Below are 13,069 nucleotides of genomic sequence, written 5' to 3' on the forward strand. Positions count from 1 at the left end.
ACGAGTGGGAATTCATTTCCATCTCAGTCTTTGGCGCTATTGTATACTAAAAACAAATTGCATTTGCTATGATGGAGGTATAGTTTAACTATGGAAATTGAAAATCTAATCACAGTAAAATCGAGAGAAGATTTGAGGGTATGGCTACAGAAGAATGGTAAGACTGAGAAGTTTTGTTGGGTCATTGTAAGTATGACACCAACTCCCGGAACGTTACTATATTTGGACGCGGTCGAAGAATCCTTATGTTTTGGATGGATCGATGGAGTCAAGAAGAAAATATCTGATGTGGGGGTGGCGCAGAGACTGTCGCCTAGAAGCAAGAGAAGTTCTTGGACTGAATTGAATAAAGAACGTGTCCGCCGTCTCGAAAAGTTGGGGTTAATGAGTGATGAAGGAAGAAAGGTACTTCCTGATATGAACCATGATTCTTTTAGAATAGATGGGATTATAGAGGAAAGGCTAAAAGAGGAAAGGCAAGTATTTGAGAATTTTCTAGCATTTCCATCTCTTTATAAAAGGGTACGGATCGACACGATACAAAGTATCAAAAATCAACCGGAATTATTCAATAGCCGATTAGACAAATTTATATCAAACACAAAAGTTAATAAAATGTACGGTCAATGGCATGATAATGGACGCCTTCTAGATTATTAATATGTTCTATATCAGATAGAGAGAAGCTAATAGAGGGAAGTGAAGTACGATGGATTTCCAGACAGTGATGCAGGAACTGGAATCATTAGGTAAAGAACGAATGAAAAAAATGTACACAGGTAATGGGGCACACGAGCCACTGTTTGGGGTGGCTACGGGTGCGATGAAGCCACTCGCCAAGCAAATCAAGCATAATCAACCGTTAGCGGAGCAGCTTTATGCCACTGGAAATTACGACGCCATGTATTTTGCCGGTGTCATTGCGGACCCTATGATCATGACGGAGGCAGATTTCGAACGTTGGATAGATGGTGCGTATTTCTATATGTTGTCCGATTATGTGGTTGCCGTGACCCTGGCAGAGACCGAAATCGCGCAAATCGTTGCCGATCAGTGGATCGCAAGCGGTGAAGAGCTTAGAATGTCAGCAGGCTGGAGCTGTTACTGCTGGCTGTTGGGCAACCGTCCGGATGCTGAATTTGACAGCAATAAGATGGCTAGTATGCTGGATCAAGTGAAGAATACGATTCACGGTTCCCCAGATCGAACGAAATCTGCGATGAATAATTTTGTTTACACGACGGCGATCTCTTATTTGCCGCTCCATGATATGGCGGTTGAGACTGCAAAGGCTATAGGACCTGTCGAAATCAAGCGGGACAAGAAGAAAAACAGCATTTTGCTCGCTTCCGAAAATATTCAAAAAGAAGTGGATAGAGGGAAGCTCGGTTTTAAACGCAAATATGTAAGGTGTTAGTATAAAACACCTAATCGTTTAATCCCTTCCCATCAAGAATCTGCTGCACATATTTTTCGACCCTCGACGTCCGGGTCTTGGACTGTTTAGCCTGATTAACGTAATGAATGTATGCTCGCTGACGACCTGGAGTTAAAGCTTCAAAAGCCGTCTGCAATCCAGAAATCTCTTTGAACTTATGTTGAAGTTCGTCAGGGATGGCGAGCTCTTCATTCCCTTTGAAATCCACTTGCAGACCGGCTTTTTCAATTTCGATGGCTTCATGGATGTAGGCTTTCAAGATGTTTTCCATTTCTGTGATTTGTTCAACATGAGTAAACCGGATTTGGCGTCCTGCCTGAACATTTTCCGTTTGTTGAATCAGTATGCCGTGCGTATCCTTTAATAAAGATCCTTTGATAAACAAAACCGCACAATAGTCTTTAAAGCCGTGGATTAATACAACGTTCTTATTCTGAAATGTATAACAAGGATGCATCCATTTAAAGTCTTCGATCAGTTCACAGTCAAGAATAATCTCTCTCAGCTTTTCGGATTCTGTTTTCCACTTTTTAGTCTTACGTAGATATTCATCAACTTTAGGGTTAGTGTTGGTCATCAAGCGCACCTCATTTTCAAATTCGGGATCAACGATCTAATAGACTTATTGTAATGCCTTTTTTTGTATTGTACAGTTTAAGTCTTTCCATATATTATGACCTCGTGCTCAACCTAATATAAGGGCTTCGGTCTTTGAATTAGCAGGAGAGAGGATTATAGTATAATGGATGAAATTGGAGAAGTCATCGTTATATTGGAGGAGGGAACCCCACATGGAGCTTTTTGCAGATTTTTTGAAAGGCATTGATAACCCGGACCATCGGGCTCGAATGGAAGAGGTCTTCGCTTGGATTACTGAGAAGTTTCCAAATTTAAAGCCAAAATTCGCGTGGAATCAACCGATGTTCACCGATCATGATACATTTATCATTGGCTTCAGCGTATCCAAGCATCATATGGCGTTTGCCCCAGAGAAGGCTGGGATTGCTCGTTTCGCGGATGATATAGCGCAGGCTGGTTATGATCACACGAAGGAACTGGTCCGTATCGGTTGGAATGTTCCTGTGAATTATTCCTTGCTTGAGAGCATGATCGAATTCAATATCGCAGATAAAGCAGATTGTTCAACGTTTTGGCGGAAATAGAATAGATTCGAGAGCAGCAGATCTGCCGTAACGTGGCAGGCCTGCTGTTTTTTTCATTACACAGCACTCTCATTATTGAATCGAAGCTCGGCTGATCGTCGAACACGTCATTATCATTCCGAGAACCAGACTCTTGTTATTATTCATTTGCTAAGAAAAAAGAGCACCTTGTCAGGGTGCTTGATTTGTTGTGGGTAGATAAAGCTATTCTGTTTGCCTTGGCTATGCCTACTAAGTTGAGCTGCGTACAACTAAGCGGTTGGGCAATATCACTTTCTTGGGCAGCAGAACGTTTCCGTTAATGCGGTCTATTAAATTATCGACAGCGACCATGCCGATCTCTTTGGTAGGTATATCAATCGTGGATAGCGGAGGATTGGAGTACTTGGAAACCTCGATATTGGATAAACCAATGACAGCCACCTCTTGTGGAACAGAGATGCCGTTGTTATATAAGCCATTGAGGGCGGCCATGGCCATCAGATCGCTTGCGGCAAAGAAGGCGGTCGGGTAATTCTTGGTTTTACATAATTGATTGACTTTCTCGATACAGACTGCCTCATCCCACATGCAATCAATCACCCAATCGGGGTTCACGGACAATCCGGCAGCATGCATGGTGGAATAGTAGCCGCGATAGCGGCGGCTGTCCTTCAAGTTGCTTGTTAATCCGCTACCCCCGATATATCCGATATGGGTATGGCCTTTATCAATGAGATGGTTAACGGCCATGGATGCAACATTGTAATGGTCATAGCCGACGTTGTCGATATCCCCTCGTTCCGTATCAATGCCCACGATATAAGGGACCTGCTTACGTATATACTCATAGGTCTCGCTATTCAAAGACTCCATCAGGATTAGACCGGTAATCGGTTCACTGAAGGTGTTGAATAGAATCTTGTTGTCATTCAGTTCAATTCCAGTCCGGATAAAAGCGATGTTATAGCCTGCACTGAGCAAGCGCTCTTCCACACCGGATAAGATTGACATGAAATAAGGATCGTTATATTTATCCTTTGTAACGCTTAGTACACATCCGATTTTGATATGGGACTTGCTCTCGACATGATCCTTGATTGCAATTTTCCGCTTGGGACTTGAACTGATTTTATAGTTAAGCTGGGTTACGGCTTGCCATACCCTCTCGCGGGTTTCATCCGTGATTTTATATTTCGTATCATTGTTCAAAACTCTGGATACGGTTGCGGTGGATACATTGGCTAATTTAGCAACATCCCGAATCGTACTCATATATAAACATTTCTCCTTTTAAGTTTACTAATCATCACCATTTAGAGTTTATAGTAATGTTACATGCTCGACAATGATTACTCAATTCATTGAATTTGTTGCGTTGTTTGTTGCGTTGAACGAATTTTATAGAAATTGATTATTTAAAGTCTATCATAACATATTTATGTCGCGCTATGTTACATGAAATTTTAAATTTCTGCAAATTTATATTGCATGAATAGGCGCAGGTGATATAACATGAGGTTACTAAACAAAATGACATAAATGATCGAATTAACGTAACAAATAACGTAACAAAAAGCAAGGTGTGTGGAGCACATGACGAGGGGTTGATGGGATTATGAACAAGGCCGTGACGGTCTACCCAACGATATCAGATGACATCCTGAGCAATCCAGGCATCGGTTTTACTGCAGCGCCTGGGTTAATGGGAGAACCAGACCATATTTACGACAATCGAGGAAAAGAACAGAACAAATACAAGTTCACGGACAGCAGCAAGACGTTCAATCATCCTGACAGCAAAGTGTATTTCTGCAGCGCTCGCTGGCGGGACCTGGAAGTAAGCAAAGGGGTTTTCAAGTGGGAAGTGCTGGAGGAAAAGCTGGACTACGCAAAATCGTTAGGCTGCACGGCCGTCGTTCGTTGCTCGCCGTATGCGTTAAATGAAGAGGATGATATTCCTGCATGGTTCCGGGCGGAATGTCCAGAGGAGCCCGAATTTCCATTTTGGAGAGTGGATCCACAAACAACCCCATACGTGGCGTATTGGACTGAGTTTATCAAAGCATTTGCCGCACGGTTTGACGGACACCCGGTCATCAGTTCGGTGGATATGACGATTGTCGGGGCTTGGGGAGAAGGCGGAGGAACGGAGTTTTTAAAGCCGGAGGCCATTCGGCCCATTACCGACGCTTATCTGGATGGATTTAAAATAACGCCTCTCCAGGCTCTCCTGCATGACCCGTTGTCGATCGGGATTATAAAAGACCGTAAAGCCAAAGTCGGATTTCGTGTCGATTGCCTGGGTGATATGGGCGGGTTTCATGGCGACCAGTGGTCGCATATGACGGATTTCTATCCTCAGAATATTCAGAATTTTCATATGGCCGATGCCTGGGAGAAAGCTCCGATTTTATTTGAAGCCTGTTGGCACATGAATGACTGGTATGTCCAGGGATGGGATATCGATTATATCATCCAAGAAACGCTGAAGTGGCACATCTCTTCATTTAACAATAAAGCAACGGTGGTCCCGGAGCCATGGAAAGAGAATGTCAAGGCGTGGCTGAACCAGATGGGATACCGCTTTGAATTGAGGAAATTCACGTACGATTCGGGAGTGAAAGCGGGCGGTGAGCTGGGTATTACTGCTCTGTGGGCTAATGTAGGAGTCGCTCCGATCTATAACCGTTATCTACTTGTAGTGAGGCTAATCGGCCATGATCAGACTTACACGCTCCATAGTAAAGAAGACATTCGGGAATGGCTGCCCCAGGTGGACATTGCGTGGGAAGAAAGCTTCTCATTACCGGCCGATATGCCGGAAGGAGAGTACGGGCTTGAGGTTGGCATAGAAACCGGCGTGACAGAAATCGGGAATATCCAGCTTGCGATTGATGGAATTCGGGACGGCTACTATCCGATGGGTAAGCTGTTTGTTGAACGGGGGAAGGGAACGAAATGGTGAATCAGTTGAATTTTAACGAATGTACGGCCATCTGCAATTTTGATTATCTGCCGGATGGATTGGAAGCAAAGTATAACCGCTATGAACCGGATAATCAGCCGCATCTCATTCCACGTGAGTTTCTGGGAGAACTCTTTGAGCCATATCAACTTCCTGAGCATACACAGCAGTGGATTCTTCATGGGATAGAAGCGATAGAGGCAGATGCCGTGTTGCTTCACTTCACCCAATTTCTAGTGCATGACATGTGCACGGTGCGGAATCGTTGTGATGAAACCTATTATACGAATATGACTCCCGGATGCATGAAGGAATATGGGGACTTATATTCGTTTCTCCTGCTGCTGGCTTGCGTATCCCCTTCCTTGGAAATGCTGCAGGAGCGCTCCGTACCTAAAGCGTACTACGTGCCGATTCCTCATCAACCGTTGAAGGTTCAGTTGGAAAAAATGGTGTTGCACGGCGATTCTAAGGTGCATGATTTCCCGTGGGTGATGAATTTCTATACTTGTTCGATCTTTCTGTTCGACCGGTTTTACTTTATTCCATATCGATTTGAAGATTCCTTCACGATGTTTCGTCATGCGAACACGCATGAGGTGATTGCCCTTCGGCACGCCGGGGAAGAGTTCCGCAGTGATGGACAAAGGAATGGAATCAATGATGTTTACGACGCTCAAGGCAGCTTCACTTCGGAATGGCAGGAAAATGATATTTTCGTGATTGCCAACCGGATCAATCCCATGGGATTCGTGGAAAAAGAAGCGACGCCAATCTTAAAGGCGGAATGGACGCCTGTTCTGCAACAAGGAGATACGCTCTTAGGATTTCACATCCCATCCGGACCCGGATACACGCCCGACAGGGTGAAGAATTCAATGGCGATGGCGATTAAGTTCTATGACCAATATTTCCCGGAATTATCTATCCGAGGCTTCTGGAGTGCAAGTTGGCTGTATGATACCCGGTTATCGCTTGTTTTGGATAACGAAAAAAGCAACATTGTGCACGTTCAGCGGCAATTCTATAATTATCCGACCATGGAAGGAGACGGTATGCTGCGTTATGAAGCCTTCGGGGATTGGAAGGCCGATCCGGCTCTTAGCTCCGGCGAATGGACGACATCGCTGCAAAAAGCAGCCGCGGCGTACATGAAGACAGGGGCTCGATTTAATACATTAAGCATGATTGTTCTAAGAGAAGAAATCCAAAAGATTGGGATGATGCCCTACATAACCGATTCCGACATTGAAGCATTCCGCAGAACCGTTGACAGCCATTTGAAGGGGAGTTAATCGGATGAGCCGATATTCGCTTGAAAGATACGAACAATATAAAACCATTAAAGTGCGACCGAAGCCTTCAGCGAAAAAGGATCATGCTTCAAACCATGGACAATTCGAATATGTCCGATTCTCATGGAAGGAACTGGAGCCAGCAAGAGGGGAATTCAGGCTCGAGCAGATAGAGGAAGAACTGCGCACCGCCCACAATCCGATTTTAGTTCTGACGCCGGATTTGCCGCTGTGGGTTAAGGATTATGCCGACGATTGCTTTGCGGCTTTGATTCGAAAAGTCGGGAGTAATATCGGCTCGGACAGACGCCTGACAGCCGTTCTGATATCGACCTTGTCTGACAGCAAGGAGGAATGGAGTGCCTATATAGATTCGTTTGAATCACAGACAGTGCTGGCTGAGCTGCAGGATGATCGCTTAATCCAATATTTAAAGGAACGCAGTCGTGGATTTGGTCTGCTGGTGATGTGCAGCGAAGCGAATTGGATCGAATGCTGTGAGGCGTTTGCCGTTCAACAGTTGCAGCATGTATGGAAGAACTACCCGGTTGTCCTTCATGTGACTGATCAAGCGAGTGGTCCCCATATTAGACGGGAAGCATACCGCTGGCATGCGAGCCTCTCGAATGTGGATGCAGGCCTCGGATATGACCTTGCTTTGCGCAGGCTGACTTATCCTGAAACGGTGTCCAGCCATGGGAGCTTGCCGCTGCGTTTCTGGTTTGTGAATACGGGCAGTTCGAGAATTTATCGGGAATGGCAGTTATGGGTGCAGCTCAAGCAAGCGGATGTTTCCTATGAACTTCCGCTACGCGCGGCAACCGATTCATGGTTAACCGGGGACCTTGTCCATAACGAGATTATAGCCTTGCCGGATATGTCGCCGGGAACCTATACGCTGAGTGTAGCCTCTATTTCGAAGACCGCTCTTATGCCCGTCTAAATATACAAAATCAACAACAGGACGGATATTATGAGGCTGGTACGATACACGTCGAAATAACCGATGAAGATCCATTTATGAATGTATGGGATACGTATTACCCGGAAGGATATTATCCCTTGGAAGACCCTGCCGTTCCGGAACAGGAATAGATAGTTTGGCACAAATACGAGAACGCTGGAGGTCATAGATTTGAAGTTAGCATTAATCGGCGCAGGACAAAGAGGCATGATCTACTCAAAGCATGCGAATCAAAGCGAAGAGATAGTTGCGGTGGTGGAACCGAACGATGACAGAAGGAAGGTGGCAGCGGATGAGTTTCAGATCCCTGCAGAGAGACAATTCAAATCCGTGGATGCATTTTACCGGCTCGGGAAAATTTGTGATGCGCTCATTATCTCTTCGATGGATAGAGACCATTACAAGCAAACGATGCAGGCGCTTGATCTCGGTTATGACATTTTGCTTGAAAAACCGATTTCCCCAAGTCCAGAGGAATGTTTGAAAATTCAACGAAAAGCTAATGAGAAAGGGCGCAAAGTGATTGTATGCCATGTGCTCAGGTATACGAATTTCTTTGCGGAGCTCAAAAAAATCATTGATAGCCAAGAGCTGGGCAAGATTATCACCATTCAGCATAACGAAAACGTCGGTAATTTCCATATGGCGCATTCCTTTGTCAGAGGCAATTGGAGAAGAAGCGATCTGGCGAGTCCGATCATCATGCAGAAGTCCTGCCATGACATGGATATTCTGTCCTGGCTCGTGGACAGCGGGGCGAAACGCATCTCATCTTATGGCAACTTGACTTATTTCAAAGAAGAGAATGCACCAGCTGATAGTTCGGAACGTTGTCTGGACTGTAAGGCAGCTGCGGATTGCCGGTTTGATGCAAGAAAAACCTATCTACCCGTGAGAGGGCAGTGGCCGGCTTCAGTCATTTCCGTGGATCAGTCAGCAGAGGGGCTTTTGCAGGCTCTGCAGACAAGTCCGTATGGACGCTGCGTTTATCGGATGGACAATGATGTGTGTGATCATCAAGTTACCGTTATCGAGTTTAAGAATGGAGTTACGGCCACATTTAATCTAAGTGCGTTTACCAACAAGATGTACCGCACGATCAAAATCATGTGCGAGCATGGAGAAATTCGTGGAGACGATCATCTAAATATTATTGAAGTCACCCGCTTTAATTCCAACATGGCAGAACCCATTCAGCAAACTGTCATTCGGCCGGCAACGATGAGCGGCGGACACAATGGCGGTGATACTGGACTGATGATCGACTTCCTGGGTAACTTAGGTGACGCTGATTTTAGCAGCCGGTCCTCCATTGACATGTCCGTCGAAAGTCACATGATGGCTTATGCAGCAGAAGAGGCCAGACTCACTGGAACCGTCATTGACCTGGATCAACTGAAAGAGAAGCTGTTACATAGCATTACAGCATAGTCGTTTAATCACAATGCAAAGGTAGTGATGTAAATGAGCTCAGTCGTCAAGGGCTTCCTATATGAAATAAAGAAGAACAGAATACTGTATCTCATGTGTGTGCCTGCCCTGATCGTGCTGATCATGTTCTCTTATATCCCGTTTGCGGGAGTATGGATGGCGTTTACCGATTTTAATGTAGTTGATGGCATTTTTGGCAGCAAGTTTGTAGGCCTGGACAATTTTAAATACTTTTTCTCGGAAAACAGTATGGGGTGGAAGGTTACTTATAATACACTGTACATCAACTTTTTTGGTCTGATTTTAGGCATTATTATTCCTGTCAGTATTGCCATTATGATCAACGAAATCCGGCATAAAGCTACAAAAAAATAGCGCAAAGCATGATGTTTTTTCCTTATTTCATATCCTGGGTCGTCGTTGGGGCGATTCTGTACGGAATTTTCTCCACGGATGTGGCGTTGCCAATAACATATTGGAGTTCTTTGGCGCAGAACCGATTCGATGGTACTCGGAGCCGAAGTATTGGAAATGGATCATTATTCTGTCGAGCGTCTGGAAATGGAGCGGGTACAGTTCCATCATCTATATGGCGGCGATGGCCAATTTCGATGGGAGCTTGTATGAAGCAGCCAAGGTCGATGGCGCGAATAAATTTCAGCGCATTCTGTTCCTAACCGTGCCCATGCTGAAACCGACGATTATCGTCTTAAGCTTGCTCAGCGTAGGACGGATCTTCTATGGGGATTTTGGGATGATTTACGGTATCGTGGGCAATAATCCGGTCTTGGCTGAAGAAGTAACGGTCATCGATACCTATGTGTATCAATCAATGCGCACGCTTGGCTTCTCATATGCAACGGCCATTGGTCTATTCCAATCGGTGATGGGATTGATCCTGATCACGGCTGCTAACAAATCCGCTAAGAAAATAAATGACGGAGAGGGTCTATTTTAATGAAGCAAAAGAATAGATTGCTAGGCGATAAATTGGTGATCGGCATTGCGTATGTTTTCATTGGCTTATTCGCACTCGTCTGCCTGTATCCACTGGTTTTAACCTTGAGCGTGTCCTTTTCTTCCGAGCAGGCCGTCGCGAGAAACGGATATTCGATTCTCCCCTTGAGTCCCAGCTTGGATACATACAAATATATTTTTGTTAATAGTGGAACGAAAATACTCACATCCTACGGCGTGACCATTTTTGTTACCACCGTGGGTACGGTAGGTGCCTTGCTGATTACCAGCATGATTGCCTTTTCTCTATCCTTAAAAAAGCTGAAGTATCGCAACGTCCTCGCCTTTATCAGCAATTTTACAATTATCTTCTCAGCCGGCTTAATTCCGTGGTACATGGTCAGCGTCAACTATTATGGCTTGAAGAACAGCATTCTGGCCTTGATCCTGCCCTCCATTTTCAGCGTGTGGAACATGTTTCTCATGCGCACGTATTTCGCAAGCATTTCTTCATCCTTATACGAAGCCGCCGAGATGGATGGGGCCAATTATTTTACGATCTACGTGAGAATAGCCCTCCCGTTAAGCAAGACCGCGCTGTTGACGGTTGGTTTAATGTATGCGCTTCAATATTGGAATGACTGGTGGCATGCCTGATCTTTATCAATGAACGTGATTTGTTTCCACTGCAATATTACCTATACAACATTCTGTCCAACGTTAATGCGATAAGCTCCGGTCGCATTCCATCAGGCGCATCAGGCAACATCACTTTGCCTGCGGAGACTGTGAAGATGGCCATTACGGTCATTACGATCGGTCCGATCATATTCCTGTACCCTTACATTCAAAAATACTTCGTGCATGGAATAATGGCCGGTGCCGTTAAAGAATAGACACCTGGGTGGTTACTGGCCTATACAGGCTTTTAACATAGATTAACCATTTGATTAGGGAGGGTCTTTCATGAAAGCAAAGAAAATGCTGATCTTATTGGTTTTACTGATCGCCGCCGTTGTCGTTATGGCAGGCTGCAGCGACAAACAAGAAGGGGGGAAAGCCGCGCTGGAAAAGGTTACGATTCTGTACCCGGGGGATCGAAGTGATCGAATGAGCGAATTTCTTGACAACGAGTTCGCCGAGAAGATGGCTGACGAACTTGGCTTGAAGGTGGAGGTCGTATTTGTGCCGTGGGCCCAGTATTGGGAACAAAAAGACATCATGCTGGCTGCCAACGAACCAATCGATTTATATTGGGACGGTCTCCCGGACCTCTCAACGATCGTGAACAAGAAACAAGCCATGGTCTTGGATGACTTGATTCAGGAATATGGTCAGGACATGCTGAAAGTCTTGCCGATGGAACAGCTTCAAGGGGCAACGATCGACGGAAAGATTCACGGCATTCCCTCAGCATATGCACCATCCTCCGCGATGTATCAGTTAGTCGCTGTTCGTCAAGATATACTCGAAGCGGTAGGGATGACGGAAGTGAAGACAGCAGAGGATTTAAAAGAGTTTGCAACAAAGGCGAAAGAGAAGTTCCCTGAAATGAAAGGACCTGCGGATATCATATTTAAACCGTTAACCCGATATTACACGGATGAGCAATATAACTGGATCGCTGTAGAAGATTTGGTCGTATTCGGAGAAGATAGTAAAAAAGCATATAGCTACTTTGAAACGGACGCTTTCCAGGAAGTAGCGAAATTTAACCGTGGAATGTACGACGCAGGGTTGTACACGGAGGATCTGACCATTAAATATAATGAAAGAGACTCCCGTATGCAGACCGGTTTGTATTTATGGGTTGAAGGATCACTGGGCAAGGAAATGGAGATTATTGATGCAATTCGTGCCAATGCACCTGACGCTGAGGTGAAAACATATCTGTTAGCAGAGGATAAACCACGTTACATTACCGCAGCAGGCGGTGAAGTTCTAGGCATACCGGTTAATGCTCCAAATCCTGAAGGTGCAATGAAGTTTATAAACTGGATATTCAAATCCCAAGAAAATTATTTATTTGCCCTTTATGGCGTCGAAGGCAAGGATTACGAGATCGTAGATGGAAGAATCAACAAGCTGACCGCAAATGAATTTTTCTATGAATGGATGTTTAGAAACCAAAATTATCAATTGTTCGGTCCAAGCGTAGCCCAAGAATCTATCGATATGTATCAAAGCTGGGATGACCAGGCTATCCGATCGGCTTCACTCGGGTTTCGATTCAACAATGAGAACGTCAAATTAATTGAAACGGCACTGAAAGAGATCGCTGGCAAGGATTTGGCGGCGATCCGTTCCGGTTTTGTCGATTTTGAAACCGAATATCCGAAGGCTATTCAGAAACTAAAGGCAGCAGGTATTGATGAATATGTAACCGAGATTCAGCGTCAGCTAGACGAGTTTTTGGCTGGTAAATAAAAGAGTGGGACGATGGCGGCTACTTTAAGCGCTATCGTCCCATTTTTGGATCATGTATAGAATCCTCGAAGCTTGCGACATTTGTGACTTCTAGTGTTTGTTATCAGTCGGTTCTATAGGGTTTGATTCTCGGGTGCGCGGAGTCTTTCTTCCTCTTCTGCTTTTAAAATGGCAATATAGCCGATGATGTCTCCGATGACGGCAAATGTCAGACCGATTTTAGCTAATTCCAGTGAAGATAAATCCTCTAGCAATGAGACATTTTTTCTGGGTTTGGACACAACATCACCCCAAAACTCAAGTTTTTCCAATATATGCAGATGAAGCTCAGAGTACTCGTATACCCGCCTATTCCCAAGCATAATTAGGCATGATTAGGTTTAAGGCAATCATCATCGTTTTCGGTCTGCAAACATCACGCACACGCGACACTTTACAACAATATTG

15 protein-coding genes are annotated in these 13,069 nt (G+C 44.9%); 12 read left to right on the top strand and 3 right to left on the bottom strand.

All coding sequences use genetic code 11. From position 1 onward, the window contains the following. Nucleotides 1-90 precede the first annotated feature (90 nt). Both JCM10914_RS10995 and JCM10914_RS11000 read left to right on the top strand, forming a co-directional pair. Nucleotides 91-660, top strand: a complete 570-nt coding sequence (locus tag JCM10914_RS10995) for a YdeI family protein (protein WP_023960729.1) — start codon at nucleotides 91-93, stop codon at nucleotides 658-660. 49 nt (nucleotides 661-709) lie between these two features. Continuing rightward, nucleotides 710-1,417 carry a DNA alkylation repair protein gene (locus tag JCM10914_RS11000; protein WP_023960731.1) on the top strand — a complete coding sequence of 236 codons (708 nt, stop codon included), beginning with the start codon at nucleotides 710-712 and terminating at the stop codon, nucleotides 1,415-1,417. 10 nt (nucleotides 1,418-1,427) lie between these two features. On the opposite strand, the gene JCM10914_RS11005 is transcribed toward JCM10914_RS11000, so the two are convergent. Beyond that, nucleotides 1,428-2,015 (bottom strand): YdeI family protein, encoded by a 588-nt coding sequence (locus JCM10914_RS11005; protein WP_023960733.1) that lies wholly within the window; start codon nucleotides 2,013-2,015, stop codon nucleotides 1,428-1,430. Between the two features lie 214 nt (nucleotides 2,016-2,229). On the opposite strand from JCM10914_RS11005, the gene JCM10914_RS11010 reads away from it, so the two are divergent. Next, nucleotides 2,230-2,601 carry an iron chaperone gene (locus tag JCM10914_RS11010; RefSeq protein ID WP_023960735.1) on the top strand — a complete coding sequence of 124 codons (372 nt, stop codon included), beginning with the start codon at nucleotides 2,230-2,232 and terminating at the stop codon, nucleotides 2,599-2,601. Nucleotides 2,602-2,832: 231 nt separating this feature from the next. On the opposite strand, the gene JCM10914_RS11015 is transcribed toward JCM10914_RS11010, so the two are convergent. Further along, nucleotides 2,833-3,855: a LacI family DNA-binding transcriptional regulator gene (locus tag JCM10914_RS11015; protein WP_023960736.1), complete on the bottom strand. Its 1,023-nt coding sequence runs from the start codon at nucleotides 3,853-3,855 to the stop codon at nucleotides 2,833-2,835. Between the two features lie 343 nt (nucleotides 3,856-4,198). Here JCM10914_RS11015 and JCM10914_RS11020 point away from each other — a divergent pair, with 343 nt between their 5' ends. The 9 genes from JCM10914_RS11020 to JCM10914_RS11050 all read left to right on the top strand — a co-directional run bounded on the left by JCM10914_RS11020 (nucleotide 4,199) and on the right by JCM10914_RS11050 (nucleotide 12,622). Next, nucleotides 4,199-5,548 (top strand): DUF4832 domain-containing protein, encoded by a 1,350-nt coding sequence (locus tag JCM10914_RS11020; RefSeq protein ID WP_023960739.1) that lies wholly within the window; start codon nucleotides 4,199-4,201, stop codon nucleotides 5,546-5,548. Beyond that, nucleotides 5,542-6,843, top strand: coding sequence for an acyltransferase domain-containing protein (locus tag JCM10914_RS11025; protein WP_023960741.1), 1,302 nt, complete (start codon nucleotides 5,542-5,544; stop codon nucleotides 6,841-6,843). The genes JCM10914_RS11020 and JCM10914_RS11025 overlap by 7 nt, the downstream gene beginning before the upstream one ends. A 4-nt stretch (nucleotides 6,844-6,847) precedes the next feature. Further along, entirely contained in the window at nucleotides 6,848-7,786 is a 939-nt protein-coding gene (locus tag JCM10914_RS11030; RefSeq protein WP_023960743.1) for a DUF4832 domain-containing protein, read from the top strand. A 192-nt stretch (nucleotides 7,787-7,978) separates the two neighbouring features. Then, a complete protein-coding gene (locus JCM10914_RS11035) occupies nucleotides 7,979-9,238 on the top strand; it encodes a Gfo/Idh/MocA family protein (protein WP_023960745.1) in 1,260 nt (419 codons plus the stop codon). Nucleotides 9,239-9,271: 33 nt separating this feature from the next. Further along, entirely contained in the window at nucleotides 9,272-9,613 is a 342-nt protein-coding gene (locus tag JCM10914_RS30090; RefSeq protein WP_231638611.1) for a hypothetical protein, read from the top strand. Between the two features lie 100 nt (nucleotides 9,614-9,713). Beyond that, complete coding sequence (locus JCM10914_RS30095) at nucleotides 9,714-10,196, top strand: ABC transporter permease subunit (protein WP_231638612.1); 483 nt, start codon at nucleotides 9,714-9,716, stop codon at nucleotides 10,194-10,196. Continuing rightward, complete coding sequence (locus JCM10914_RS11045) at nucleotides 10,196-10,852, top strand: carbohydrate ABC transporter permease (protein WP_023960751.1); 657 nt, start codon at nucleotides 10,196-10,198, stop codon at nucleotides 10,850-10,852. Before JCM10914_RS30095 ends, JCM10914_RS11045 begins: the two co-directional genes overlap by 1 nt. Then, complete coding sequence (locus tag JCM10914_RS30100; RefSeq protein WP_023960753.1) at nucleotides 10,840-11,091, top strand: hypothetical protein; 252 nt, start codon at nucleotides 10,840-10,842, stop codon at nucleotides 11,089-11,091. Before JCM10914_RS11045 ends, JCM10914_RS30100 begins: the two co-directional genes overlap by 13 nt. 70 nt (nucleotides 11,092-11,161) lie before the next feature. Beyond that, the gene (locus JCM10914_RS11050; protein WP_023960755.1) at nucleotides 11,162-12,622 is read left to right on the top strand and encodes an extracellular solute-binding protein; all 1,461 of its coding nucleotides are present in this window, start codon (nucleotides 11,162-11,164) and stop codon (nucleotides 12,620-12,622) included. 113 nt (nucleotides 12,623-12,735) lie between these two features. Here the strand turns inward: JCM10914_RS11050 and JCM10914_RS11055 are convergent, their stop codons facing one another. Next, nucleotides 12,736-12,903, bottom strand: coding sequence for a hypothetical protein (locus JCM10914_RS11055; RefSeq protein WP_156332313.1), 168 nt, complete (start codon nucleotides 12,901-12,903; stop codon nucleotides 12,736-12,738). Between the last annotated feature and the right edge of the window lie 166 nt (nucleotides 12,904-13,069).

The organism is Paenibacillus sp. JCM 10914, assembly GCF_001315105.1.
Taxonomy (GTDB): Bacteria; Bacillota; Bacilli; order Paenibacillales; family Paenibacillaceae; genus Paenibacillus_AQ.

Coding starts and splice junctions, on each gene's coding strand:
- JCM10914_RS10995 (WP_023960729.1), top strand. CDS start 91: ATGGAAATTGAAAATCTAATCACAGTAAAATCGAGAGAAGATTTGAGG.
- JCM10914_RS11005 (WP_023960733.1), bottom strand. CDS start 2,015: ATGACCAACACTAACCCTAAAGTTGATGAATATCTACGTAAGACTAAA.
- JCM10914_RS11045 (WP_023960751.1), top strand. CDS start 10,196: ATGAAGCAAAAGAATAGATTGCTAGGCGATAAATTGGTGATCGGCATT.
- JCM10914_RS11020 (WP_023960739.1), top strand. CDS start 4,199: ATGAACAAGGCCGTGACGGTCTACCCAACGATATCAGATGACATCCTG.
- JCM10914_RS11015 (WP_023960736.1), bottom strand. CDS start 3,855: ATGAGTACGATTCGGGATGTTGCTAAATTAGCCAATGTATCCACCGCA.
- JCM10914_RS11050 (WP_023960755.1), top strand. CDS start 11,162: ATGAAAGCAAAGAAAATGCTGATCTTATTGGTTTTACTGATCGCCGCC.
- JCM10914_RS11000 (WP_023960731.1), top strand. CDS start 710: ATGGATTTCCAGACAGTGATGCAGGAACTGGAATCATTAGGTAAAGAA.
- JCM10914_RS11025 (WP_023960741.1), top strand. CDS start 5,542: ATGGTGAATCAGTTGAATTTTAACGAATGTACGGCCATCTGCAATTTT.
- JCM10914_RS11010 (WP_023960735.1), top strand. CDS start 2,230: ATGGAGCTTTTTGCAGATTTTTTGAAAGGCATTGATAACCCGGACCAT.
- JCM10914_RS30090 (WP_231638611.1), top strand. CDS start 9,272: ATGAGCTCAGTCGTCAAGGGCTTCCTATATGAAATAAAGAAGAACAGA.
- JCM10914_RS11030 (WP_023960743.1), top strand. CDS start 6,848: ATGAGCCGATATTCGCTTGAAAGATACGAACAATATAAAACCATTAAA.